21 protein-coding genes and 1 pseudogene are annotated in these 24581 nt (G+C 63.3%); 17 read left to right on the forward strand and 5 right to left on the reverse strand.

The genetic code is table 11. The features are described from left to right. Nucleotides 1-2: 2 nt before the first annotated feature. Nucleotides 3-755 (reverse strand): bifunctional 2-polyprenyl-6-hydroxyphenol methylase/3-demethylubiquinol 3-O-methyltransferase UbiG, encoded by a 753-nt coding sequence (ubiG, locus tag ABMA59_RS12020; RefSeq protein ID WP_349005602.1) that lies wholly within the window; start codon nucleotides 753-755, stop codon nucleotides 3-5. Between the two features lie 208 nt (nucleotides 756-963). Here ubiG and ABMA59_RS12025 point away from each other — a divergent pair, with 208 nt between their 5' ends. From ABMA59_RS12025 to ABMA59_RS12065, 9 genes are all read left to right on the forward strand, one after another. Beyond that, entirely contained in the window at nucleotides 964-2721 is a 1758-nt protein-coding gene (locus tag ABMA59_RS12025) for a cation:proton antiporter domain-containing protein (RefSeq protein WP_349005603.1), read from the forward strand. Between the two features lie 228 nt (nucleotides 2722-2949). Further along, the gene (locus ABMA59_RS12030; protein WP_349005605.1) at nucleotides 2950-5139 is read left to right on the forward strand and encodes a calcium-binding protein; all 2190 of its coding nucleotides are present in this window, start codon (nucleotides 2950-2952) and stop codon (nucleotides 5137-5139) included. A 389-nt stretch (nucleotides 5140-5528) separates the two neighbouring features. Next, a complete protein-coding gene (locus tag ABMA59_RS12035; protein WP_349005606.1) occupies nucleotides 5529-6326 on the forward strand; it encodes a hypothetical protein in 798 nt (265 codons plus the stop codon). A 357-nt stretch (nucleotides 6327-6683) separates the two neighbouring features. Beyond that, nucleotides 6684-7511 (forward strand): phosphogluconate dehydrogenase C-terminal domain-containing protein, encoded by an 828-nt coding sequence (locus ABMA59_RS12040; RefSeq protein ID WP_349005607.1) that lies wholly within the window; start codon nucleotides 6684-6686, stop codon nucleotides 7509-7511. A gap of 62 nt (nucleotides 7512-7573) precedes the next feature. Further along, nucleotides 7574-8515 (forward strand): D-ribose ABC transporter substrate-binding protein, encoded by a 942-nt coding sequence (locus ABMA59_RS12045; protein WP_349005608.1) that lies wholly within the window; start codon nucleotides 7574-7576, stop codon nucleotides 8513-8515. Between the two features lie 153 nt (nucleotides 8516-8668). Then, nucleotides 8669-9313, forward strand: coding sequence for a DUF2291 family protein (locus ABMA59_RS12050; protein WP_349005609.1), 645 nt, complete (start codon nucleotides 8669-8671; stop codon nucleotides 9311-9313). Next, nucleotides 9310-10863 carry a sugar ABC transporter ATP-binding protein gene (locus ABMA59_RS12055; RefSeq protein WP_349005610.1) on the forward strand — a complete coding sequence of 518 codons (1554 nt, stop codon included), beginning with the start codon at nucleotides 9310-9312 and terminating at the stop codon, nucleotides 10861-10863. The genes ABMA59_RS12050 and ABMA59_RS12055 overlap by 4 nt, the downstream gene beginning before the upstream one ends. Then, nucleotides 10856-11920 carry an ABC transporter permease gene (locus ABMA59_RS12060; RefSeq protein ID WP_349005611.1) on the forward strand — a complete coding sequence of 355 codons (1065 nt, stop codon included), beginning with the start codon at nucleotides 10856-10858 and terminating at the stop codon, nucleotides 11918-11920. The genes ABMA59_RS12055 and ABMA59_RS12060 overlap by 8 nt, the downstream gene beginning before the upstream one ends. A 2-nt stretch (nucleotides 11921-11922) precedes the next feature. Beyond that, nucleotides 11923-12957: a Gfo/Idh/MocA family protein gene (locus tag ABMA59_RS12065; RefSeq protein WP_349005612.1), complete on the forward strand. Its 1035-nt coding sequence runs from the start codon at nucleotides 11923-11925 to the stop codon at nucleotides 12955-12957. 18 nt (nucleotides 12958-12975) lie between these two features. On the opposite strand, the gene ABMA59_RS12070 is transcribed toward ABMA59_RS12065, so the two are convergent. Beyond that, nucleotides 12976-13698, reverse strand: a complete 723-nt coding sequence (locus ABMA59_RS12070; RefSeq protein WP_349005613.1) for a transcriptional regulator NanR — start codon at nucleotides 13696-13698, stop codon at nucleotides 12976-12978. A 143-nt stretch (nucleotides 13699-13841) separates the two neighbouring features. On the opposite strand from ABMA59_RS12070, the gene oiaX reads away from it, so the two are divergent. Beyond that, on the forward strand, nucleotides 13842-15104 hold the full coding sequence (gene oiaX / locus ABMA59_RS12075) for a 3-oxo-isoapionate-4-phosphate decarboxylase OiaX (RefSeq protein ID WP_349005614.1): 1263 nt from the start codon (nucleotides 13842-13844) through the stop codon (nucleotides 15102-15104). Between the two features lie 9 nt (nucleotides 15105-15113). Beyond that, entirely contained in the window at nucleotides 15114-16445 is a 1332-nt protein-coding gene (locus ABMA59_RS12080; RefSeq protein WP_349005615.1) for a four-carbon acid sugar kinase family protein, read from the forward strand. A 64-nt stretch (nucleotides 16446-16509) separates the two neighbouring features. On the opposite strand, the gene ABMA59_RS12085 is transcribed toward ABMA59_RS12080, so the two are convergent. Then, nucleotides 16510-17070 carry an ABATE domain-containing protein gene (locus ABMA59_RS12085; RefSeq protein WP_349005616.1) on the reverse strand — a complete coding sequence of 187 codons (561 nt, stop codon included), beginning with the start codon at nucleotides 17068-17070 and terminating at the stop codon, nucleotides 16510-16512. 587 nt (nucleotides 17071-17657) lie between these two features. Between ABMA59_RS12085 and ABMA59_RS37190 the strand changes: the two are divergent. Then, nucleotides 17658-18061: pseudogene (locus ABMA59_RS37190) on the forward strand (transposase); the annotation flags it as partial. A 24-nt stretch (nucleotides 18062-18085) separates the two neighbouring features. Here the strand turns inward: ABMA59_RS37190 and ABMA59_RS12100 are convergent. Then, nucleotides 18086-19633, reverse strand: coding sequence for a GMC family oxidoreductase (locus tag ABMA59_RS12100; RefSeq protein ID WP_349005617.1), 1548 nt, complete (start codon nucleotides 19631-19633; stop codon nucleotides 18086-18088). A 154-nt stretch (nucleotides 19634-19787) separates the two neighbouring features. After that, on the reverse strand, nucleotides 19788-20459 hold the full coding sequence (locus ABMA59_RS12105) for a GntR family transcriptional regulator (protein WP_349005618.1): 672 nt from the start codon (nucleotides 20457-20459) through the stop codon (nucleotides 19788-19790). Between the two features lie 81 nt (nucleotides 20460-20540). Here ABMA59_RS12105 and ABMA59_RS12110 point away from each other — a divergent pair, with 81 nt between their 5' ends. From ABMA59_RS12110 to ABMA59_RS12130, 5 genes are all read left to right on the forward strand, one after another. Continuing rightward, the gene (locus ABMA59_RS12110; protein WP_349005619.1) at nucleotides 20541-21476 is read left to right on the forward strand and encodes an alpha/beta fold hydrolase; all 936 of its coding nucleotides are present in this window, start codon (nucleotides 20541-20543) and stop codon (nucleotides 21474-21476) included. Between the two features lie 13 nt (nucleotides 21477-21489). Then, the gene (locus ABMA59_RS12115) at nucleotides 21490-22629 is read left to right on the forward strand and encodes an FAD-dependent oxidoreductase (protein WP_349005620.1); all 1140 of its coding nucleotides are present in this window, start codon (nucleotides 21490-21492) and stop codon (nucleotides 22627-22629) included. A 57-nt stretch (nucleotides 22630-22686) separates the two neighbouring features. Then, nucleotides 22687-23277: an amino acid synthesis family protein gene (locus ABMA59_RS12120; protein ID WP_349005621.1), complete on the forward strand. Its 591-nt coding sequence runs from the start codon at nucleotides 22687-22689 to the stop codon at nucleotides 23275-23277. A 27-nt stretch (nucleotides 23278-23304) separates the two neighbouring features. Further along, on the forward strand, nucleotides 23305-23763 hold the full coding sequence (locus tag ABMA59_RS12125) for a YbhB/YbcL family Raf kinase inhibitor-like protein (protein ID WP_349005622.1): 459 nt from the start codon (nucleotides 23305-23307) through the stop codon (nucleotides 23761-23763). Nucleotides 23764-23832: 69 nt separating this feature from the next. Beyond that, nucleotides 23833-24558, forward strand: a complete 726-nt coding sequence (locus ABMA59_RS12130; protein WP_349005623.1) for a class II aldolase/adducin family protein — start codon at nucleotides 23833-23835, stop codon at nucleotides 24556-24558. The last annotated feature ends 23 nt before the right edge of the window (nucleotides 24559-24581 follow it).

Here is a 24581-nt window from a genome sequence, read left to right on the forward strand (position 1 = left end):
GGTCACGCGACGGAGGGCTTTTCGGCCATTACCATGTAGTTGACGTCCATGTCCTTCGATCGCTGCCAGCGGTCGGCAAGCGGGTGGTAGACGACACCGGTGCGGTCGACGACCGTCATGCCGGCTTCGGACAGGGCCTTTTCCAGTTCGTCGGGGCGTACCAGCCGGCCATACTGGTGGGTGCCGCGCGGCAGCCAGCGCAGCACGTATTCGGCGCCGATAATTGCTAGTCCCAGCGCCTTCAGCGTGCGGTTGATTGTGGCCACGAACATGACGCCGCCGGGCCTCACCATCTCGGCGCAGCGTGTGAGATAAAGGCCGACATCCGAAACGTGCTCGACCACTTCCATGTTGAGGATGACGTCGAATTTCTCCCCTGCGTCGGCCAGATCCTCGGCGGGCGCGGCGCGATAGTCGACCGTCACCCCCGATTCGGCCGCATGCAGCTTCGCCACCTCGATGTTGGTGGCCGAAGCGTCGGCGCCGACCATCTCCGCGCCAAGCCGCGCCATGGGTTCGCACAGAAGGCCGCCGCCGCAGCCAATATCGAGGAAGCGCAGGCCCTCGAACGGCCGCGCGGCATGGATGTCACGGCCGAACCGCGCCGCCACCTGGTCGCGGATGTAGGAAAGGCGCACCGGATTGAATTTGTGCAGCGGCCGGAACTTGCCGTTCGGGTTCCACCATTCGGCGGAAAGCGCGGAGAAGCGTTCGACTTCTCCCGCGTCGATCGTCGATCGTCGGGGCTCGAGCATGCTGCGGTCTCCATTCGGCCCGCGAGAAGTCGGGCGCGAACACGCGAATGTCAAGCCGCCGCCACGATAACGCCGCGACCTCGGACGCTTGAGATCTCCCCGGCGCCTGAATTTGGCGGCTTCGAAAATGGATCGTGGGCTTGCGATTGCAGCACTTTCCCGGCATTTGACAGATAAGCCGCGCGAAAACCGGAACAGGGGACACGGTTTGCATCAAGATTTCACGCTGATCGCCACGATAGCTGTGTGCTTTGTGCTCGCCTCGATCTGCGGCTATCTCGCCGACCGCCTGAGGCTGCCGCCGCTGGTTGGCTATCTCGTCGCCGGCATCATGATCGGCCCGTTCACCCCCGGCTTCGTTGCCGACAGCGGGCTCGCCTCCCAACTGGCGGAAATGGGCATCATCCTGCTGATGTTCGGTGTCGGCCTGCATTTTTCCGCCTCCGACCTGCTAGCGGTGCGTGGTGTCGCCATTCCCGGTGCGATCGGCCAGATCGTGCTCGCCACGTTGCTCGGCGTCGGGATTGCCTCGATCTGGGGCTGGAGCCTCGGTGCTGGCATCGTGCTGGGGCTCAGCCTGTCCGTCGCCAGCACCGTGGTGCTGCTCAAGGCGCTCGAGGAACGCAATCTCGTCAACACGCCGAGCGGGCGCGTCGCCGTCGGGTGGCTGATCGTCGAGGACCTCGCCATGGTTCTGGCGCTGGTGCTGCTGCCGGCGTTGGCGGAGGTGCTGGGCGCCGACACGTCGGCCGCGCACGGCGCGGAGGCGGGCGGCTCCTCGCTGTTGCTAACGCTGGCGCTGACCCTGGCCAAGGTCGCGGTGTTCGCCGCGCTGGCGATCTTCCTCGGTCCGAAAGTGGTGCCGTGGGTGCTCACCAAGGTAGCGCGCACCGGCTCGCGCGAACTGTTCACCCTGTCGGTGCTGGCGCTGGCGGTCGGCATCGCTTATGGCTCGGCTCAGGTGTTCGGCGTATCCTTCGCGCTGGGCGCCTTCTTCGCCGGTCTCGTGCTCGGCGAATCGCATCTCAGCCATAAGGCGGCGGCCGAATCCCTGCCGCTGCAGGATGCGTTCTCGGTGCTGTTCTTCGTCTCCGTCGGCATGCTGTTCGATCCCTCGGTCATCGTCGAGGATCCGCTGGATGTGCTTGGCGTGCTTGCGCTCATCATGGTTGGCAAGTCGGTGATCGGCTTCCTGATCGTCATCCTGCTGAGATACCCGGTCAGCATGGGGCTCATGGTGGCAGGCAGCCTGGCGCAGATCGGCGAATTCTCCTTCATTCTCGCCGCGCTGGGCCTCGGCCTCGGCCTGATGCCAAGCGAGGGCAAAGACCTTGTCCTTGCCGGCGCCCTGCTGTCGATCACGTTCAACCCGCTTGTCTTCTATATCACCGGCGAATTGCAGAAATGGGTCCGCCTTCGCTGGCCGAGCGTGGCCGCCGGCTACGGGCGGGCCAATCACGACGTGCTGGTGCAGGAACTCGCGCGCATCCGGGCCATTCAGGAAGCGCGCGACGAAGCGCGCCATGTACGGATCCAGGAACTGCTGGCGACCTTCCCGCTGCTGTCGCTGGTGCCGCCCGACGACCAGGAGGAACTGCTGCTGCTGTTCAGGCCGGCATCCGCCTCGCCCGGCGAGCGGGTGATCCGCACCGGCGATCGCGCCGACGGCATGTATTTCATTTCCTCCGGCGCGGTCGACGTGCGCGTCGGCGGGCGCGCCATCCGGCTTGAGGCCGGCTCTTTCTTCGGCGAGATGGCGCTGCTCAGCGGCTCCCGGCGCACCGCCGACGTCATCGCCGTCGACTTCTGCGATTTTCAGTTCCTCGAGCGGCGGGATTTCACGCAGTTCATGGCGCGCCACCCCGAATTGCGGGCCGCCGTCGACAAGATGGCGCATGAACGGATCGAGGCGAACCGCGCGGCAAATGCCGTGGCGGAGGAGAAAGGCGCCGAGGCTGCAAAATAGGCCGAGCCAGCGGGGCGGCCGCAAACCGCCTGGCAGTCCCCAGAGCTCCGCTTTTGCAAACAGCATCACCGTCTGCGGATTTGGTTGACAATTTTTAGTTGCCACCCTCGTTTGCGGGGGGCGCGGACGGTCCGGGCCTGCCATCATCCCATCCAGCTACGATCGGGCGCCTAGGTATTCGTGATACCGGGCGGCTCCGGCGTGCCAACTGGCTTGGGAGCGATCGACATGGCAATCATCAATGGAACTGCATTCAACGACACCATCCACAAGGCCGGGGACGGCGTCAGCGTGGGTGGAACGGAATTCAACACCGTCACCGACAGCGCCGACACGATCAACGCCGGAGCCGGGGCCGATGCCATCTACGGCCGCGGCGGCGACGACGTGATCACCGCCGGCACGGGCGACGACTATGCCGAAGGTAATGCCGGCAACGACACGATCGACGGCGGCGACGGCAATGACACCATCCTCGGCGGTCAGGGTGCCGACAAACTTACCGGCGGGATCGGCAACGACAATTTCTTCTTCGAGGGCGTTTCCGACATCAGCGGCCTGGCCGAAACCATCGACGGCGGCAACGACATCGACACCATGGACTTTTCGGCGCGAGGCGCATTCGGTGCGGTCAACCTGTCCAAGGCGACGATCACCGGCGTGGAGCGTCTGTTTCTCAATTCCAACGACGTTACCTTGACGGCGGCTCAGCTCGGCGCCTTCGATACCATCTCCGCGGGCAGCAATCCCGACCGGCTGTTCCTGTCGGCGGCAGGCACGGTCGACCTCACCGGCGCGTCCATATTCGGGATCGACGAATTTCGCGGAACCTCGGGCGTCGACAATTTCATCTTCACGGGCGTGGCCAACGGACAGACCGTCAACACGCTCGCCGGCGCCGACACCGTGACCGGCAGTGAAGGCAACGATACGATCAACAGCGGCGCGGATGCCGACGTGGTGAAAGCCGGTGCCGGCAATGATTCGCTCACCGGCGAGACCGGCAACGACAAGCTCTACGGCGAAGACGGCAACGACATCCTCAACGGCGGCGTGGGCCTCGACGTGATGGGCGGGTCGGCCGGCAACGACATTTTCCGCGTGTCGTTCGTGGCCGACATTTCCGGCCTGGCCGAGACGCTCAGCGGCGGCACGGATACCGACCAACTGGATTTCGCCACGCTCAATGCGCAGGGCGCGGTCGACCTGACGAAGGCGACGATCAGCAGCGTCGAAATGCTGTCGCTGAATTTTAATGACGTTACGCTGACCGCGGCGCAACTCGGGGCATTCACCACGCTTTCCGCCGGCAGCAATCCCGACCGTCTGATCCTGGCCGCGGCCGGCACGGCCGACCTGACGAATGCCACCATCACCGGCATCGATGAATTCCGTGGTTCTTCCGGCAATGACGTGATCACCATCGCCGGTGTCGCCAATGCGCAGTTCATCGACGGACGGGCCGGCGACGACACGCTCACCGGTGGATACGGCGCCGACAGGCTGTGGGGCGATATCGGCACGGACACGATCATTGGCGGCGACGGCGACGACACGATTCTCGGCGGGCAGGGCGCCGACCTGCTGAACGGTGGCGTGGGATACGACGTTTTTCAGATCGACCAGATATCGGACATCGGCGGCCTCGCGGAGACGCTCAACGGCGGCAACGATCTCGACAGGCTCGATTTCTCCACCCTCGGTGCCGTCGGCGCCGTCGATATCACCGCGGCGAAGATCGTCAGCGTCGAGCAATTGTGGCTGAATGCCAACGACGTGACGCTGACGACCGCGCAGCTAGATGCCTTCGAGACGATCAGCGCCGGCAGCAATCCCGACAGGCTGTTCCTGTCCAACGCCGGCACCACGAACCTGACAAACGCCAGCATTACGGGCATCGACGAGATCCGCGGCACATCGGGCACCGACGTCATAAACCTGACCAATGTGGCGACTGGCCAGAACGTCACTGGCCAGGGCGGCACCGACACGGTCTATGGTGGCGCCGGGGGCGACACGCTTTCGGGCAATGATGGCAATGACACGCTGTTCGGCCGCGACGGAAACGACACGCTGATCGGCGGGGCTGGCCGCGACGGCCTGGCCGGCGGCCTCGGTGACGACGTCTTCCTCTACACGAGCGCCATCGACAGTCCGGTGGGCGCGAACTGCGACAACATCACGGACTTCACGCATGGCGACGACACGATCAACCTCGCCGCCATCGACGCAAACGTCAATCTGGCCGGCGATCAGGCCTTTTCCTATATCGGCACGGCCGCTTTCAAAGGTATTGCCGGCGAATTGCGGTTCAACGGCGCCAACCTTTACGGCGACCTGGACGGCGACAAGTCCGTCGACTTCCAGATTTCGCTGGCCGGCTCTCCCACCATAACCGTCGACGATCTCGTGCTGTGACGGCTGCGTCGCCGCGATGTAACATCCGGTAGCCTCCCACCGCTCCGCGCCTTGGTTGCGCGGGGCTGAGGGATTGTTGGGCAGCCAGGACGACATCATGGATCGTCCTGTTCCCTCGACCGAAGAGCGGGCTCGTCCTTCCCGAGATCGCGGCAACGATTCCGATGCATTCAAGCCGTCCGATTTCGGAGTGCGGCGATCCCGACCATGCCACAGAGTGGGGGACGAGCGCCACGTCGGCCGTGATGTCGGCGACGCCGTTGGACGTGATCGGCTGAAAACAGGCGCACCTGTTGTCAGTATCTGGCAGGATAATTTTCCTCAACATCCTCCCCCGCTTCTCCCGCCGGAACGATAATGGCGCCGCGCGTGCAGGAAAGGAGGCGGCGGTGGACTGGTTTGCGGCAATCGAGGAAAAGCGCCAGGCGCTGAAGCGCTTGCTCGCCATGCTCGTCGCCATGGCCGCGATGAGCGGCGGGCCTACTCTCCCGCGCCATCTCCACTGCGCCATACTCAGGCTGCTGCGTCCGGCCGAAGCGGCGGCGCGGCGGCTGATCATCGTGGCAGCGCGCGGGATCGTGGTGGCTTTGCCGCCGCAACGCAAGCAGAAGCCCAAGACCGCGGAGCCCCTGTTGCGCGGGCTCGGCATCGCCATCGTTGTGCCGCGTGCCGATCTTGCCCGCGCCGCCGCCGCGAGGCGAGCCGCCGCCATCCGTGCCGCCCGCCCACGCACGATCTGCCTGCCGCTGCTCGATCCGCTGCCGCGTCCGTTCCGCCACCGGTGCCGCCATGTGCCCGCGCACGCCGCCCCGCGCATCTCGGTCCCTGGCGTGGCCGAGCCGTTTTCCCTCCCGCCGCCGCCATCGGCGTACGATCCGATCGATGCGGCGCGGCTGTCCTTGCGTCTGGAGGCGCTCGGCCGGGCGCTCGACGACCTGCCGGCCCAGGCAAAACGCTTCGCCCGGTGGAAAGCGCGGCGCGACGCCGCCGCGCGGGAAAAACCCGCCTCCGGCCGGTTCTGGCGCATCTCTCCGCTGCGAACCGGACGTCCGCCCGGCGGCCGACTTTCCCGCTACGACCCCGTCGCGACCCATCCCCGCAACATCCGCGAGATCGACGAAATCCTCGCCCACGTCCATGCGCTGGCTTTGTTCGTGCTGGATAGCCCGCGCTCCGACACGTCATGACGCGCAACGTCGCCTGCCGGTCGCGCCGACGCCGGTTTGGCGGACAGACATGAAGATCAGCCCTTCGCCCGGCCGTCGGCCGGGCCGTCAAGGCATGGCTGAACGGAACAGCGCGAAGACAATCTGGATCGTTTCATGATTCCGTTCGGGGGCGGCGTTCATCATCCCCTCATTTGCCGTGTGGTTTTACGCCAGGCAACGCCTGCTGGACATTGGATCGCCTCTGCGATCGTCCGCCAAATCGTCTCTCCGACGCAAATGCCCTATCAGACACTCCCAATCGGCCTTGCGCTATGCTGACATACTCATTATACCAGTTAGAAGAGGTGGGTTCTGCACGGTTTTTCGGAGCGGTCTATGACAACGGTTGCGCTGTTTGGCGCTGGCGGCAAAATGGGATACCGCCTGTCCAGCAATTTTCGCGGATCTCCCTACGCTGTCCGCCATGTCGAGGTGAGCGAGGCCGGCCGCGAGCGGCTGAAGACGGGCCTCGGCTTGGACACCGTGTCCGTCGAGGAGGCGCTCCGCGGGGCCGAGGTTGTCGTCCTCGCCGTGCCGGACACGCATATCGGCAAGGTCGCCGCAGGTATCGAGAAGCAACTGAAATCGGGCACCATGGTGATCGTGCTTGACGCCGCCGCACCCGCTGCCGGCCACCTGCCTGATCGTCCGGACCTCACCTATTTCATCACGCATCCGTGCCATCCGCCGCTGTTCAACGACGAAACGGACATGGAGGCGAAGAAAGATTATTTCGGCGGCATCAAGGCCAAGCAACACATTGTCAGCGCCCTGATGCAGGGGCCGGAAGCCGACTACGCCAAGGGCGAAGCCATCGCCAGGACGATCTGGGCGCCGGTCATGCGCTCGCATCGCGTCACCGTCGAGCAGCTCGCCATGCTGGAGCCGGCGCTGGCCGAGACCATGTGCGCCTCGCTGCTCGAGGTCATGCGCGAGGGCGTCGACGAGGTGGTCAGGCGCGGCGTCGACCGGCAGGCTGCGCTCGACTTCCTGCTCGGCCACATCAACGTGCTTGCCTCGGTCATCTTCGGTGAGCGCGAAGGCGCCTTCTCGGACGCCTGCAACAAGGCCATCGAATTCGGCAAGCCTGTCCTGATGCGCGACGACTGGAAGAAGATCTTCGAGCCGCAGGAAATCGCCGAAAGCATCCGGCGCATCACCTGATCGCCGGGCGGACTGCCCTCATACAATCGATCGGACCAATTTTTTCAACGGGAGGACTCAATATGAAGATCAATCGCAGACTGACGCTTGCCGCGTTCGCCGGCATGCTTGCAATGGGCGTCGCGGCTCCGGCCTACGCCGCCGACCTGATCGCCATCATCACGCCGTCGCATGACAACCCGTTCTTCAAGGCAGAGGCCGACGGTGCGGCGGCCAAGGCCAAGGAACTGGGCTATGAGGCGCTCGTGCTCGTGCATGACGACGACGCCAACAAGCAGTCGGAACTGATCGACACTGCCATCGGCCGCGGCGCGAAAGCCATCGTGCTCGACAATGCCGGAGCGGACGCGACCGTCGCCGCCGTGCAGAAGGCCAAGGACGCCGGCATCCCCTCCTTCCTGATCGACCGCGAGATCAACGCCACCGGCGTCGCAGCCGCACAGATCGTGTCGAACAACTACCAGGGCGCCCAGCTCGGCGCGCAGGAGTTCGTCAAGCTGATGGGCGAGAAGGGCAATTATGTCGAGCTGGTCGGCAAGGAGTCCGACACCAACGCCGGCATCCGCTCAAAAGGCTACCATGACGTGATCGACGAGTACCCGGATCTGAAGATGGTCGCCCAGCAGTCGGCCAACTGGAGCCAGACGGAAGCGTTCTCCAAGATGGAATCGATCCTCCAGGCCAACCCCGACATCAAAGGCGTCATCTCCGGCAACGACACAATGGCGATGGGCGCCTGGGCGGCGCTCGAGGCCGCCGGCCGCAAGGACGTGATCGTCGTCGGCTTCGACGGCTCCAACGACGTCCGCGACTCGATCAAGGCGGGCGGCATCAAGGCTACCGTGCTGCAGCCGGCCTATGCGCAGGCGCAGATGGCGGTCGAGCAGGCGGATGCCTGGATCAAGACCGGCAAGGGTCCCGCCGAAGAGAAGCAGCTCATGGACTGCGTGCTGGTCAACGGCGACAATGCGGCCAAGCTTGAGACGTTTGCGCTGACCAACTGAGCGACGCATCGCATACTGCGACGGAGTGGACCTCACCCCACCCGCCGGACTCGCTGACCTCCTCCCCCTCGATGGGGGAGGTGGCCCGACAGGGCCGGAGGGGGTGATCAATTGCCGATACGCGGCTACGAACACTGGCAAGACATAACTGCTATGGCCGCACGCCCAATTGCCATTTCCCTCGCAGCAACGCTGGCGCTGCTCGCCGGCTGCAAGATATTGCCGACGCCGACCGAGGAAGATCGCGCGGCGGCGGCCAACACCTTCAATCCGGACAAGATGGTCGAGGACATCTGGACCGCGAAGGTGATCCCCTATCTCAGCCAGAAGGCGGGTCCCTTCGCTGAGGTCAATGCGCTGGCGAAATCCGACGCCAAGGCCGCCGGCGACAAATACGGCAATCCGAAAAAGCAGGCCAACTCGCCCTGGACCTATGCGGCGCGAGCCGAAGGCAAGATCGTCGCCTCCAACACGCAGTCCCGCGCCGGCTCGATCGACGTGGATGTCGACGGCGACGGCAAGGCCGACCTGCGCGCCCAGATCGGGCCGGCACTGCGCGGCACCGCGCTGCGCGACGTGCTCGACTTCGTGAACTTCAACGAATTCACCAACCAGATCGACTTCGCCCAATACGGCAAGGCGTTCAACACCTATTCCGACAGGAGGGTCCTGTCGAAGCTGCCGCGCGAAGCACTTGACGGCCGCACGGCCAAGCTGCTGGGCGCCTATGTACCGGCAAGCGGGAGCGACCTGCCGTTGCTGACGCCGGCCGAAGCCGAGATCGGACCGGCCCCATGACTACAGCCGCGAACGATGTGATCATCAGGCTGGAGGACGTCTCGAAAGTCTATTCCGGCACGATTGCGCTGAAGAACGCCAGCTTCGACGTGCGGCGCGGCGCGGTCAACGTGCTGGTCGGCGAGAACGGCGCCGGTAAGTCGACCATGATGAAGATAATCGCCGGCGTCGAGAAGCCGACTAGCGGGCGCATCCTGCTCGACGGCGAGGAAGTGTCGTTCGGCTCGTCGGGCGACGCGGTGGCGCGCGGCATCGGCATGGTGTTCCAGGAACTCAACCTGTTCGGCAATCTTTCGGTGGCTGAGAACATTTTTGCCACCCGCGAGGTGACCAACCGGCTGGGCAAGATCGATCACGCCGAGCAGCAGCGCCGCTCCGGCGCGTTCCTCGACCGGCTGCAGGCGGGCATCCGGCCCGATATGATGGTCGAGGACCTGATGATCGGCCAGCAGCAACTGGTCGAGATCGCCAAGGCCGTGTCGCTCGACGCCCGCGTGCTGATCATGGACGAACCGACTTCGGCACTTAGCGCCGCCGAGGTGGAGATCCTGTTCAAGGTGATTGCCGATCTGAAGGCTGAGGGCGTCGCCATCGTCTACATCTCGCATCGGCTGGAAGAACTGATCCGCATAGGCGACTACATCACGGTGCTGCGCGACGGCCGCATCACCGGGCAGGAAGAGATGAAGAACGTCGACACTCAGTGGATCGTGCGGCAGATGATCGGCTCGGACGCCAAGGATTTCGCCAAGGCGGACGACCATAAGCCCGGTGCGGAAGTGTTTCGCGCCGAGGAGATCAGCCTGCCGCGCGCGACCGGCGGACTGGCGGTCGACCATGTCTCGCTGTCGTTGAGAGCGGGGGAGATTCTTGGCATCTATGGGCTGATGGGCGCCGGCCGCAGCGAATTGTTCGACTGCATCATGGGCAGGCACGGACATTCGACGGGCAAGATCTATCTCGACGGCAAGCAGGTTCGCGAGCGCGACACGACCGGGCGCATTCGGCGTGGCCTGGCGCTCATCCCGGAGGACCGGCAGCGGGAGGGACTGGTGACGATCCTGTCGGTCGCGAGCAATCTCACGATGTCGAGCCTGAAAAAATTTGCGCGGCTTTTCCACATCGACGGCAAGGCGGAGCGCGAGGCCGTGCGCGGCATGGTGCGCGAACTGTCGATCAAGGTCGCCGACCCGGACAACGAGGTTTCGTCGCTGTCCGGCGGCAACCAGCAGAAGGTGGTGATCGGCAAGGCGCTGCTGACCGGCCCCAAGGTGCTGCTTATGGACGAGCCCAGCCGCGGCATCGACGTCGGCGCCAAGGCCGACGTGTTCCGCACGATGCGAAAACTGTCGCGCGAGGGGTTAGGCATCCTGTTCGCCACCTCCGACCTCGACGAGGTGATGGCGCTGTCCGACCGCATCGCGGTGATGAGCAACGGAAAACTGACGGGCATGTTCGAACGCGCTGATGCGACTGAGGCGGCGATCGTCGCCGCTTCCGCGCTGGGCCACGGACCGTCGGGAAAATCGGAGAGGAAAACCCATGTCTGAGGCGGCAGCACGCGCGGGAGCCGGCGCGCCGGGCAGTGGCTCGATCCTGCTGACGCTGATGAAGGCGCGCACCTTCATCGCGCTGATCGCGGTCATCCTGTTCTTCTCGCTCGCGGTGCCGAGCTTCCTGTCGACCGCGAACCTGATCCTTATGTCGAAGCACGTGGCCTTGAATGCGTTCCTTGCCATGGGCATGACCTTCGTGATCATCACCGGCGGAATCGATCTTTCGGTGGGGTCCATCGTCGGACTCTGCGCGATGGTGGCGGGATTCCTAGTTCTCAACGGCATCGATCTGCAGATCGGCTACACCGTCTATTTCAACGTGCCCGAGATCATCCTGATCACGCTGCTCGTCGGCATCCTCATCGGCGCGATAAACGGATTGCTGATAACCAAACTCAACGTGGCGCCTTTCATCGCCACGCTGGGCACGCTCTATGTCGCCCGCGGCGCGGCGCTGCTCTCCTCGGACGGGCGCACCTTCCCGAACCTCGTCGGCAATCCCGACCTCGGCAATACCGGCTACGGCTATCTCGGCGCGGGCCGCATCCTCGGCCTGCCCGTTTCTGTGTGGCTGCTGATCGTGGTGGCGCTGGCCGCCGCCTATCTCGCCAAATACACTCCGCTCGGCCGCCACATCTACGCGGTCGGCGGCAACGAGCGCGCGGCGCGCATCTCCGGCGTGCGCGTGAACATGGTAAAGATGTTCGTCTACATGTTCTCCGGCTTCTGCGCGGGCATCGTCGGGCTGATCATCTCGTCCGAACTGATGGCCTCGCATCCGGCGACCGGAGAGACCTTCGAGCTGAACGCCATCGCGGCGGCGGTGCTGGGCGGCACCTCGATGTCGGGCGGACGCGGCGCGATCGGCGGCACCATCGTCGGCGCCTTCGTCATCGGCATATTGTCCGATGGGCTGGTGATGATGGGCGTGAGTTCGTTCTGGCAGATGGTCATCAAGGGGCTGGTGATCATCGTCGCGGTCGTGGTCGACCAGGCGCAACGCAAGCTGCAGCAGCGCGTGACGCTGATGCAGATGGCCAAGGCCGGCTGATTATGGCGGAGCTGAAGGGCGGGCTGATCGGCTGCGGCTTCTTCGCCGTCAACCAGATGTTTGGCTGGCGCGATGCCGACGGCGTTTCGATCACGGCCATCTGCGACCGCGATCCTGAACGGCTGAGGATCGTCGGTGAACAATTCGGCGTGGAGCAACGCTACTCCGACGCCGCCGAGATGCTGGCGAAGGAAAAGCTCGACTTCGTCGACATCGCAACGACGGTCGGCAGCCATCGCGCGCTGGTCGAACTGGCGGCCGCGCGCCAACTACCGGTAATCTGCCAGAAACCTTTCGCGCCGACGCTCGACGATGCCAAGGCGATGGTGGCGGCGTGCGAAGCGGCCGGTGTGCCGCTGATGATCCACGAAAATTTCCGCTGGCAATCGCCGATCCAGGCGGTGAAGCGCGTGCTGGACAGTGGCGAGATCGGGATACCGTTCTTCGGCCGCATCTCGTTCCGCTCCGGCTTCGACGTGTTTTCCGGCCAGCCCTATCTGGCGAAGGGCAAGCGTTTCATCATCGAGGATCTCGGCATCCATATTCTGGACATTGCACGCTTCCTGCTGGGCGACGTGGCGTCGCTGACCGCGCGCACGACCCGGGTCAACCCCACCATCGCCGGAGAGGATGTGGCGACCATGCTGCTGGACCACGAATCCGGCGGCACTTCGGTGGTCGACTGCAGCTATGCGACGAAGCTGGGGGTCGAACCGTTCCCGGAGACGCTGGTCGAGATCGACGGCAGTGAAGGCACGATCCGCCTTGCCCAGGGCTACCGGCTGACCGTTACCGGCAGGAGCGGTACGTCCGTCGCCGACGTTTCGCCGCCGCTTCTCGATTGGGCGTCGCGGCCCTGGCACAACATCCAGGAGAGCGTCGCGGCGATCCAGCAGCACTGGGCAGATTGCCTGCGCAGCGGGCGCGAGCCCGACACGTCCGGCGCGGACAATTTGAAGACATTTGCGCTTGTCGAGGCCGCTTATGAAGGGGCTTCCACACGGCAGCCGGTGGACATACGCACCCTGCTGGCGTGAGCCGGATGCAATCAGCCTCTATGCCGCGCCTACGGCGGCCCTTTGCGTATAGAGTGCGCGCGAGCGCTCGAGATGCTTGATCATCGCTTTTTCGGCACCGTCCGGATCATGGGCCGTGATCCGCTCGATGATCTCCTCATGCTCATCGAGGGTAAAATTCTCCTTGCCGGTCCAGATCAGCACCTCGGTGTGATATTCCTTCAGCCAGCCAAGCATCGCCTCGCTGACGGCGGCGTAGATCGGATTGCCTGAAATCGCCGCGATCCGAGTGTGGAACGCCATGTCGGCGGCGATGAATGCGTCGGAATCGCCCTGCTTGGCGCGCTGGTGGTCTAGGATCGAATGCAGGCCGGCGATTTCCTCGGCGGTCGCCTTCTCCGCCGCCTCGCGCACCATGCCGCGCTCGAAAAAGATGCGGGCGCTTTTCAGGTGCTCCAGCGAGTCCGTGGAGGAGGACAGCATGATCTTCGCCGGCAGATCGACCTGGCGCAGCAGCGACCGCGCGCTGACCTGGAGCACTTTTGCGCGTTCCCCGTGCGAAATGGCGACGAGGCCCAGATTGGCAAGCGCCTGCATCGCCTCGCGGATTGCCGGCCGGCCGACGCCGAAGCGCTCCATCAGTTCACGCTCCGAAGGCAGGTCGTCGCCTGGTCCGAGTTCGCCGCTGGTGATCATGCGCTCCAGCCGCGAAAAAACTTCGTCGGAGAGTTTGCGCCGCACGATGGGTTCGGAAGCGGTCATGGGCACCTTGCAGACTCAGGCGGTGGCGAAGCTCAATCTCATCATCAAACCGACAGTCCGACTAGGGCCGGCGAGCCACATTCCACTTGCTTCAGTGAGATACTCATTATACCAGTTAGCTCGCAATTGAAAGCCGCGACGAGATGGCCGACCAGCAGATCATCGTAACCTACCGGATCGAAACGCCGGGCAGCGTCGAGGCGCTGGCCGCCAAGATCGCCAGCGACCAGTCGACCGGAACGTTCGTCGCGCTGCCGGGTGAAACCGAGGAATTGAAGGCGCGGGTCGCGGCGCGGGTGCTCGCCGTGCGTCCTCTCGAAACGTCGGCGACAGCATCGTTTCCGGCGGAAGGCGGTCCGTTTCATCGCGCCGAGGCCGACATCGCCTTCCCGCTGGACGCGGTCGGCACGGACCTGTCCGCCCTGATGACGATCGCCATAGGCGGCGCCTATTCGATCAAGGAACTGACCGGCATCCGCATCGTCGGCCTGAAGCTGCCGGACACGTTTCGCGGCGCGCATCCGGGGCCGCAATTTGGCATATCCGGCAGCCGCGCGCTGACCGGCGTCGACGGCCGGCCGATCATCGGCACCATCGTCAAGCCCGCGCTTGGCCTGCGGCCGCATGAGACTGCGGAAATGGTCGGTGAACTCGTGAAGTCCGGCGTCGATTTCATCAAGGACGACGAGAAGCTGATGAGCCCGGCCTATTCGCCGCTTGGCGAGCGGGTGAATGCGATCATGCCCCTGATCCTCGATCATGAGCAGAAGACCGGCAGGAAGGTGATGTACGCTTTCGGCATCTCGCATGCCGATCCCGACGAGATGATGCGCAACCACGATCTCGTCGTGAAAGCGGGCGGCAACTGCGCCGTCATCAACATCAACTCGATCGGCATGGGCGGCATGGCGTTCCTGCGCAAGCGCTCGCACCTCGTCCTGCACGCGCACCGCAACGGCTGGGATATTTTGACCCGCCATCCCGGGCTCGGTATGGATTTTTCAGTCTACCAGCAATTCTGGCGGCTGCTCGGCGTCGATCAGTTCCAGATCAACGGCATCGGCGTCAAATACTGGGAGCCGGACGAGTCCTTCGTGGAATCCTTCAAAGCAGTCTCCACGCCGCTGTTTTCGCCTGACGACTGCCCGCTGCCGGTGGCGGGGTCAGGCCAATGGGGCGGCCAGGCGCCGGAAACCTATCGCCGCACCGGCCGCACCGTCGATCTCATGTATCTCTGCGGCGGCGGCATCGTCAGCCATCCCGGCGGTCCGGCGGCCGGCGTGCGCGCCGTGCAGCAGGCGTGGCAGGCGACGGTCGAGGGCATCGAGCTTGCCGACTATGCCCGCACCCATCCCGAACTCGCCCAGTCGCTGAAGAAATTCGGCGCAAACCCGAACGCGGCCTGATTTTAAGCGATGTCGGAGCGCCTTCTCCTCAGCTACTACGGCGACGACCTGACCGGCTCGACCGACGTCATGGAAGCCCTGTCGCTTGGCGGCGTGCCGACCGTGCTGTTCACGAAAATCCCCGATGCCGGGCTTCTGGCGCGTTTCGGGAACTGCCGTGCCATGGGTCTAGCCGGAACCAGCCGCAGCGAGCCGCCGGCCTGGATGGATGCCAATCTCACGCCGGCCTTTGGCTGGCTGAAGACGCTGGGCAGCACGGTCACCCACTACAAGGTCTGCTCGACCTTCGATTCCAGCCCGACGATCGGCAGCATCGGCCGCGCCATCGAGATCGGCCGTGGCGTTTTCGGCCGGGCGGGCGTGCCCCTCGTCGTCGGCGCGCCGCAACTCAAGCGTTACACGGCCTTCGGCAATCTCTTCGCCGCTTACCGTTGCGAGATATTCCGCATCGACCGGCATCCGGTGATGAGCCGGCATCCGGTGACCCCGATGCAGGAGGCCGACCTGTTGCGGCATCTCGGCAAGCAGACCGATCTGCCGTCGCGGCTTATCGATCTGGTCGCGCTTGCCCAACCTGATGCCGCCGACAGGATCGAGGCGGCGCTGGACAAACCTGGCATCCTTCTGCTCGATGTCGCGGACGCCTATACGCAGAAGGCGGCCGGCGCAGCCTTGTGGCGCGCGGCGAGACGAAGCGGCTTCATGGTGGGTTCCTCGGGCGTCGAATACGCGCTGATCGAGGCGTGGAAGGCAGACGGCACGGTATCGGGAACGGCCCTGTTTCCAGAACCGGGCCCGGTGGACAGGCTGGCGGTGGTGTCCGGCAGCGTCTCGCCGACGACGGAAAGGCAGATCCAGCATGCTGGCTCCGACGGGTTCCAAACGATCCCGGTCGATCCGATCGATTTGTTGTTCATGGGCGAACAGGCGACGGATCGCGCGGTCGCCGCCGGCCTTGCCGCGCTGTCGTCCGGCCGCAGTGCCCTGCTCTATACCGCGCTCGGTCCGGAGGCCGATCGCGGTGCGGAAATCGACAGGGATGAAGGTGCGCGCAATCGGATCGGCCTTGCGCTCGGCGACATCCTGAGACAACTCGTCGTCCGGCAGAAGCTGAAACGGGCGGTGATCGCAGGCGGCGATACCTCGAGCCACGCACTCGGCCAACTCGGCATCGATGCCCTGACGCTTCGTATGCCGTTGCCCGAGTCGCCCGGTTCGCCGCTCTGCACGACACATTCGAGCCTGCCTGAAATAGACGGCCTCGAAATCGCGATGAAAGGGGGGCAGGTGGGTACGGACGCCTATTTTTCCGCCATCCGGGAAGGCCGTGCGTCTTCGTAGATAGGGCCACATTCCTCGATCGCTTATCGATATCTAACGATAGGTCTGCTCAAATTGTTTGAAATCACTGGTACGCCCAAGAAACCGAAAACACGAAGTCGTCGCTTTTCACATAAGAATGCACCTGCCGCCACGCCGGATGCGACGCGATGAACTTCTCAAATTGCGGGCGGTTGCTCTTCTCCGACAGGGAGTATTTGTTCCGAATTTCGAATGGAACTGAAAAAGCTCCATCGGCGGAAAGGTATCGAGCAGTTCCGTATTCCCAAGCGACACGATGGAGGACAGTGTCCAGTTCACTGGATCTCCAGCCAATGCCACGCCCATTCTGAGCCCTCCATACGAGTGTCCGCTGGGTCAACGCCTTGGCCACAGATGCTCGAAAGAGTTCTCTCTCGTGCTCCGGCGGCTCCGAGCCTGCCGCTTCTGACTGGAGCACACAGAACAATGCCTCGCGGAATGTCTTGGCGCGGTCAAGCGCGGCTTCCGCCGCCTGCGGATGTCGTGACGCGGCTCTGCGAAGGTCGTCAACGACTGCCGGATCGATGAGCTGCGTGCGCTCACTCCGGGCGATCAGATCAAAGTAGTTCGCAAGAAGATCTCGCCCAACGATCACGTTTGGCATCGACTGTATTGACGAAGTGGAGGCGGGGGCGCCCGCCCAGGAGCCGCATACCAGCAATCGTCTTTTATGCGGCGGGCTCCGTATTGGCGCGGCTCCAATACTCCAGCACTACCCAGCTGAACTGGTTGCAGGCTCAACTACGCTGATCGGTGGGGTGGCCCTGATGCTTACTTCCCTTGTGATCGAGCTCGGTGCCGCCGCAGCACTGGCCGACAGATGAGGCTGTAAAGCCTCGACCGGGTGGCTGTTCCTCGTGCTGTCTGGCTCGCTAGTGGGCTATACGTTCTACATGCGCCTGCTGCGCGACATCGGGGCTTCGCCCGCGTTAGGCTTTCGGCTCGCCCGTCGCCGCTGTTCTGCTCGGGATTCTCATCTATGGCGAGACAGTGAACCTGATCGACGTGACTGGCATGGGCGTGATGCTCGCAGGCGAGCAGAAACCCTGGGAATTCGGCACCCGGCCTGCCGATGCGTACTTGAAGCCGGGGGATTGAACGGCGCTACGGCGATACCAATCCGCGCCTGCAATTGGAAGCTTCTGATCGACCCAACCAGACATGCTTTTGGTGCCCACTATGGACCCTGGCATCAAGGCCGATCCCGACCTTGCCCGCTGCTTCGACATCCTCGTCTCGATCACGGGCGTCTCGGCCATAACCGCCTTCGCGCTCCTCATCGACATGCCAGAGCTCGGCATGCTTGGAACGGCCAGGCCGCTTCGCTGGCCGGTCTCGTCCCCGTCGCACGGCAATCCGGGCGGTGGACCGGACGCGCCTTCATTCGCGGCGGCCGCGCCAACGTCCGACAAGCGCTCTACATGCAAGCTCTCGTCGCCATGCGCTTCAACCCTGACTTCAAGGCAAAGTACGATCTGCTGAAAGCCGGCGGCAAAGCCTCAAAGGTCGCCATCACAGCCATCATGCGAAAACTCATCCTGCTGGCCAATGCCCTGCTCAGGGATGGACGCAAATGGGCCGCATCCATGGCTTGACCAACACGGATACTTTAGCTGGCGTCATGCTACGGCCCGAGCGAATGTCTCGGCGATTGCCAGAACCGCAGCATGAATTGGACCTGACGTAAGATTGGGCATGATTGAAGCATCCACGACAAATAGATTATCGAGCGCTTTTAGCCGCAAGTCCGAACCGACGATGGCATTCGCATCCTTGCCCATCCTGCAGGTGCCACAAGGATGATGATGGGTGATGACCGACTGCGCTACAAAGTCGTCTATCTCCGCAACAGTGTTCACGGTTCCCGGCAGTAGTTCACGATCTCGCCAGCCGGAGAGTTCATCTCGGTGGCCGATCGCCCGCGCCGCCTCAAGAGCATGGCGAAACAGTTGGCGATCACGTCCAGTTTGCAAGTAAGCCGGGTCGATGATCAGTTTGTCGCCGAGCTCGGGGCCACTGATGCGCACGCTGCCGCGGCTGGTTGGATGGGTAATCCCGAACAGCAGGGAGTACGCGGTGCCGCCGGCCGGGGCCGCAAAGCGTTCGGACACGATCGGCGCAATGCCGCAACCAACCACTATCTCGGGCTGCCCGGCCGCGGCAAAATCGGTGGCGCGCATATAGCCCATCGACTCGGAGTGTTGGAGGCGCGACGGAGGGACAGGCTGGCGGGCTGCATAGAGGTTGCCGGCGCCGAGAAGATGGTCTTGAAGGTTTCGGCCGATTTCCGGCATGTCGATCAAACAACCGACGCCTGCGGCGTCGAGCACGTCCTGAGGACCGATGCCTGAGCGCATCAGTAGGGCCGGACTTTCCAGCGCGCCGGCGCACAATAAAAACTGGTCCGCGAAGACCTCAATTGGACCGTGTCGCCCCACGACCTCGAGGCTGCGCACCTTGTTACCTTCCAAAATAAGCCGCCGCGCCTCGGATGCGGTGAGGATGGTCAAGTTCTCGCGACCTCGAACGGCGGCCGTGAGCCAAGCGTCCGCCGCGGTGACCCGCCGCCCATCGCGAATGTTCAACGAGTTCGGGGTAACGCCGATCATCTCTCCGCTGTTGTGGCCTTCGAGGCGAGGAAGTCCCAGCAAAGCGCCAGCCTCGATGAAGGCGCGGGCGAGGGGACTTACCTCGTCCGACGGCATATGGACCGGCAAAGGACCTCCGTTGCCGTGAATGCCGTCGCCACCGAGGGGATGGTCTTCGATGGCCTGGAAAACAGGTAGCAGTTCATCCCAACTCCATCGGCGATCGCCGGCAGCGTCAGCCCATGCCTGGAAATCCGATGGATGGCCTCGCATGTAGCCCATCGCGTGCAGGCAGCTCGAACCGCCAATGACTTTCCCTCGCGCCCAATGATGAATCCGACCCGCAGTTCCAGCCTGCGGTTGCGTGCGATAATCCCGATCGTAGTGCCGGCCTTGAAGCGTGGGCCACGCGGCCGGATTCCAGATGTCGGGATCATCGGGCTCATCGCCGGCTTCGATTAAGAGGACGCGGCGACTTGGCTGTTCGCTCAGTCGCGCCGCGAGTAGAACACCAGCCGACCCGCCGCCGACAATGACGACGTCGGCATTCTGCTTACGTCCAACCTCGGCACTGCTCATTGCCACTCCACCCGACACTTGCTAATGTTCGAAGACGGCGCAAGCGCTGCCTGCTTGACCGCGACCAGACGCTGACCAGGGATGCGATGTCGTTTCAGGTTAGCGCCGCGGCCGCGGTCCAGCCTCGGGTACGGCAAGAGCGTTACGAAAGCGATCAAGCCTCTCGATCCATTGACATCTTTGCCGCTGCCTTTGCCTTGAAGAGATGTCGCCGCGCGGCCTTGCGGGCGGCAGTCGCGTCGCCGGCGGCAATGGCTTCGAATATATCCCGCATCTCCGCCAGGCTGCTCCGCGCTCTGCCTTCCAACGACATCGATCTCCCTCGAAAGAAGCTAATTCTGGCCACCAGACCCCGATGCACTTCCTCCAGGACCGGATTGCCGCAATTCGCAAGGATGATCGAATAGAAGTCTGCAGCGGTCATCACCTGCGCCAGGCTATCATGGCTGGACGCCGCCTGTTCGAAGGCGGAAAGCGATTTCTCAAGTTCGCGCACTTGCTGTTCCGGAATTCTCGACGCGCATCGTCCCGCTGCCTCGACTTCCAATAACTCCCGGACCTCGTAGATGGCGGTTGCCTCTTCCCACGAAAGTGCCGGTATCGACGGTCCCCGGTTGGGAATCATCTCAATCAGGCGCTCGGCCTGAAGGCTGCGCAAAGCCTCGCGCAGAGAGGGGCGACTGACGCCAAGCTGCAGGCAAAGCTGGCTTTCGACAAGCCGGCTTCCCGGCTGGAACAGGCCGGAGAATATGGCTTGCCGCAACTTGTCGACGGTCTCCTGCTGTACGGTTCGGGGAGAAATCCGCAAGTTCAGGTCTGGAGGCATGGGCTAGTCTCGTCGGCTCTGGGTCGCGATCGAACGCATCGTACGCGACGCGGCGGCAATTGGACAGGATGAAGGGCCGAATTGTCAATTCTCAAGATTGCAAGAATGTCAGACAATCCTGTTGACGTTCCTCCGGCTGATATGATCCTATTGGTTATGGCGGGAGCGGTTGCAAGGATTGACAACATGGGGGCAGACGAACCTTGCGGACGCTTTGGCGCCCGGCGCATCGAGACCGGTCGCATCGCCTTGAATCTGCGCGAAGCCGGCGATGGCCCCCTGATCTTGTTATTCCATGGAATTACCTCCAATTCCGCCGTCTTTGCGCCGCTGATGGCTCAACTTTCGAACCGGTTTACGACCATAGCGGTTGATCAGAGAGGGCATGGGCTCAGCGACAAGCCGGACAGCGGCTATGACGCACATGATTATGCGGAAGACATCGCCGGATTGATCCGTACTCTTGATCGGGGCCGCGCCATCCTTGTCGGGCATTCGCTTGGCGCGAGGAATTCCGTCACGGCCGCTGCGAAATATCCGGAGCTGGTGCGCTCCGTCGTTGCAATCGACTTCACGCCGTATATCGAGGAAGAGGTATTCGACGCTCTCGAAGCCAGGGTTAACGCGGGCGACCAACTCTTCAGCGATGTCGACGCTGTCGAAGCCTATCTCGCCAATCGCTATCCGAACATTCCAGTGCCGGCCATCAAGGTCAGGGCTGCAAGCGCATACCATGCGGTCGAAGGCGGGCTGCGCCCGCTGGCTTCTCCGACAGCCATGGCGCAGACCGCGAGAGGCCTGAGAGCAGACCTTGTGCCCGCCTATCGCGATGTGACCAAGCCCGTGCTCATCGTTCGCGGCGGGGAAAGCAAGCTGGTTTCCGCGGATGCGCTGGCAAAGACGAGCCGCCTTCGACCGGACCTGCCGGTTGTCGTCGTTCCTGGCGCCGACCACTACGTCAACGAGGTCTCGCCGGAGATCACGCTGCGAGCCATCACGAATTTCCTGGATGCCTGACGAGATCGACCAAATGGCCAACGTGAATAAAAGTCCCACCAAGCTGCGCCGGGCCGAAGTCGCCGGCGCCGGCTTCGCCGGTCTGGCTACAGCCATCGCGCTGAGGCAGAATGGCTGGGAGGTTACACTGCATGAGCGCAGTGATGAACTTCGGGCGTTCGGTGCAGGCATCTACCTCTGGCACAACGGCCTGCGTGTGCTCGAAGGACTGAACGTGTTGAACGAGGTGCTGCAGGGCTCTCACACTCCGCCGACCTACGAGACCTGGATGCACAACAAGTCGATCTCCAGGGAGACGTTCAAGGGTCTACCGTGGCGGGTCATGACCCGGAGTCATCTGCACAATGCACTCGTCGACCGGGCCAAGGCCGTGGGCGTCAACATTTGCGTCAATTCCGAAGCTGTCGGTGCCGACCCACAAGGCCTCTTGACACTTCAGAGCGGCGAGGTCCGGCAAGCTGACCTGATCGTAGGCGCAGATGGCGTGAGCTCCAAAATAAGAGACTCTATCGGCTTCAAGCAGGATCGGTGGGGCTCGACGGATGGCATCATACGGTTGATCGTGCCGCGCAAGAAAGCTGAACTCGGCCATGGCGAGTGGGACAACACCATCGACATGTGGAACTTTTGGCCGCGGGTTCAGCGAATCCTCTATTCTCCGTGCAATGAGAACGATCTCTATCTCGGGCTGATGGCGCCCTCTGCCGATACTCGCGGGTCGCGCGTGCCGCTTGATCTCGAAGTCTGGGTCGAGATGTTCCCATTCCTGGAGCCATGCCTTGTCGAGGCGGCGAAGCTTCAGACGGCGCGGTACGACAAATACGAGACGACAAAGCTCGAAAGCTGGACGCGCGGCAAGGTTGCTTTGGTCGGGGATGCCGCACATGCGATGTGTCCGGCGATTGCCCAGGGCGCGGGTTGCGCGATTGTCAACGGTTTCAGCCTGACGCAGGACCTGGAAGCCGGAAATTCCGTCGAGGACGCACTCGTGGCCTGGGAAAAGCGGATCCGGCCGATCACCGACCGGGCACAGCAGATATCCGCGGACTACGCCGCCAACCGTTCGCTCTCAAAGGGCAACATGTTTACGTCGGCGGCTCTGGAGGCCGCTCGCTATGATCCGATCAAGCGCGTGTTTTCGTGGCCGCAATAGCCGTCCCCGCCAGGCAGACCCTATGCACAGGCTAACGCTTTCCCGTCAGGAGATAAGATGAGTTACTCCAGCCAGGTCGAACAGGACTACGAGGTCAGGGGATGGTACTCGTCGGTACAGGAGATCCGGCATGATGGTGGCAAGCCGGGCGAGAGCCTGGTCAAGGTTGCCACCGGCGTCATCATACGCAATCCGTTTGCCGGACAGTTCGCCGCCGATCTTTCCGTGCTCACGAAGCCGAGCGCGGCCATCGGCCATGCGCTCGGCGAACGCGCCGTCGCGCTGCTCGGTAACAGGCGGGTCGAAAGCTATGGCAAAGGCGGTATCGCCGGCACCGCCGGCGAGCAGGAACATGTGGTCGCTTGCGTCACCACCGTATTCGGTGACCCCCTGCGCGAGCAGGTCGGCGGTGGCCAGGCTTGGATATCTTCGGTCAGCAAGGTGGCTTGCGCCGGGACGTCCATTGATATCCCGCTCGCCCACAAGGACGAACTCTATATCCGTTCCCACTACGATGCGGTCACTTTCGCCGTTCCGGATGGGCCTCGGCCCGACGAGATCCTGATCTGCGTCGCCGTCGCATCGGGTCCGCGCGTGCATCAGCGCGTCGGCGGCAAATCCGTGGCGGACCTCAAGGCAGCCCTCTAGGCTGGCCGAAACTGAAAGGACAATGGCATGCCCCTTAATATCAAGGACCTCAAAATAACGTCCTCGGACTTCCAGCCGCTCGGCAGGCTGCGCGACGAGCATGCCGGCGACAAGGGCAATGTGCTCCCGAAGCTGACGGTGAGCGGCGTCCCGGCCGGCACGAAAGAACTGGCCGTAATCTGCCACGATCCCGATGCGCCGCTGGCCAACGGTTTCACCCACTGGACGGTATATGGCATCGATCCTTCGACAACGGACCTATCGGATGCGCAGCATAAGTTCCGCGTTGGACCGAACGGCGCCGGCGCCATGCACTATTATGGACCGCAGCCGCCTGCCGGCCATGGTAATCACCACTATTACTTCTGGGTTTATGCGCTGGACGCCAAGGTCGAGGGCACGCCGACCCGTGAAGAATTCCTGCAGAAATACGCCGGAAACATCATCGAACAGAACCGCATCGTCGGGATTTACGAGAACAAGTGAAGGAAGCAGGATCGCCAGCAATCGACACTATGGCGACGGCTAGCTCACGGGTGACGGGAGTATCTGGACATGGCTGAGCAAAGTGCGGCCCGCAAGAAGGTCTTCGAGGAGTTGGTCACGGCAACCAAGATCCTCGTCCATGAAGGCATCATGGACGTGTTCGGCCATATCAGCGCCCGCGACCCGGAGGATCCGAACTTTTTCTTCCTGCCGCAAAAGCTTGCTCCGGCACTGGTCGCGCTTGAAGATATCCAGCGCCTGACCCTCGACGGCGAGACGACGGACAACCGGCCGTCCTATCTGGAGCGCTATATTCATAGCGAAATCTACAAGGCGCGGCCCGACGTGCAGTGTGTGCTTCACACCCATTCGCCCGCTGTATTGCCCTACTGCTTCATCGATACGCCGCTGCGGCCGGTTACGCACATGGGTGCGTTCATGGGCGAGTCCGTGCCGGTCTACGAGATCCGTGACAAGCTGGGCGACGAGACCGATCTGTTCGGCGGCAGCCCGAGCGTCTGCGCGGACATCGCCGAGAGCCTGGGAAGCTCTCCCGTGGTGCTGATGGCGCGTCACGGCGTGGTCAATGTCGGCAACTCAGTCCGCGAAGTGGTGTTCCGCGCCTTCTACCTGGAGCAGGAGGCCAAGGCGCTTACCGCAGGAATGCAGATCGGTACAGTAAAGTATCTCTCGAAGGGCGAAGTCAAGACAGCCGGGAAGCTCGTCGGCGCCCAGATCGATCGAGGCTGGGACCACTGGTCGCAGCGCCTCAGGAATGTCGGCCTGCTGACGTAACGTCCGTGGAACATAAGAAACCT

This window comes from Mesorhizobium yinganensis (assembly GCF_040081985.1).
GTDB lineage: Bacteria > Pseudomonadota > Alphaproteobacteria > Rhizobiales > Rhizobiaceae > Kumtagia > Kumtagia yinganensis.

Coding starts and splice junctions, on each gene's coding strand:
- ubiG (WP_349005602.1), bottom strand. CDS start 755: ATGCTCGAGCCCCGACGATCGACGATCGACGCGGGAGAAGTCGAACGC.
- ABMA59_RS12030 (WP_349005605.1), top strand. CDS start 2,950: ATGGCAATCATCAATGGAACTGCATTCAACGACACCATCCACAAGGCC.
- ABMA59_RS12040 (WP_349005607.1), top strand. CDS start 6,684: ATGACAACGGTTGCGCTGTTTGGCGCTGGCGGCAAAATGGGATACCGC.
- ABMA59_RS12045 (WP_349005608.1), top strand. CDS start 7,574: ATGAAGATCAATCGCAGACTGACGCTTGCCGCGTTCGCCGGCATGCTT.
- ABMA59_RS12050 (WP_349005609.1), top strand. CDS start 8,669: ATGGCCGCACGCCCAATTGCCATTTCCCTCGCAGCAACGCTGGCGCTG.
- ABMA59_RS12055 (WP_349005610.1), top strand. CDS start 9,310: ATGACTACAGCCGCGAACGATGTGATCATCAGGCTGGAGGACGTCTCG.
- ABMA59_RS12060 (WP_349005611.1), top strand. CDS start 10,856: ATGTCTGAGGCGGCAGCACGCGCGGGAGCCGGCGCGCCGGGCAGTGGC.
- ABMA59_RS12065 (WP_349005612.1), top strand. CDS start 11,923: ATGGCGGAGCTGAAGGGCGGGCTGATCGGCTGCGGCTTCTTCGCCGTC.
- ABMA59_RS12070 (WP_349005613.1), bottom strand. CDS start 13,698: ATGACCGCTTCCGAACCCATCGTGCGGCGCAAACTCTCCGACGAAGTT.
- oiaX (WP_349005614.1), top strand. CDS start 13,842: ATGGCCGACCAGCAGATCATCGTAACCTACCGGATCGAAACGCCGGGC.
- ABMA59_RS12080 (WP_349005615.1), top strand. CDS start 15,114: ATGTCGGAGCGCCTTCTCCTCAGCTACTACGGCGACGACCTGACCGGC.
- ABMA59_RS12085 (WP_349005616.1), bottom strand. CDS start 17,070: ATGCCAAACGTGATCGTTGGGCGAGATCTTCTTGCGAACTACTTTGAT.
- ABMA59_RS12100 (WP_349005617.1), bottom strand. CDS start 19,633: ATGAGCAGTGCCGAGGTTGGACGTAAGCAGAATGCCGACGTCGTCATT.
- ABMA59_RS12105 (WP_349005618.1), bottom strand. CDS start 20,459: ATGCCTCCAGACCTGAACTTGCGGATTTCTCCCCGAACCGTACAGCAG.
- ABMA59_RS12115 (WP_349005620.1), top strand. CDS start 21,490: ATGGCCAACGTGAATAAAAGTCCCACCAAGCTGCGCCGGGCCGAAGTC.
- ABMA59_RS12120 (WP_349005621.1), top strand. CDS start 22,687: ATGAGTTACTCCAGCCAGGTCGAACAGGACTACGAGGTCAGGGGATGG.
- ABMA59_RS12125 (WP_349005622.1), top strand. CDS start 23,305: ATGCCCCTTAATATCAAGGACCTCAAAATAACGTCCTCGGACTTCCAG.
- ABMA59_RS12130 (WP_349005623.1), top strand. CDS start 23,833: ATGGCTGAGCAAAGTGCGGCCCGCAAGAAGGTCTTCGAGGAGTTGGTC.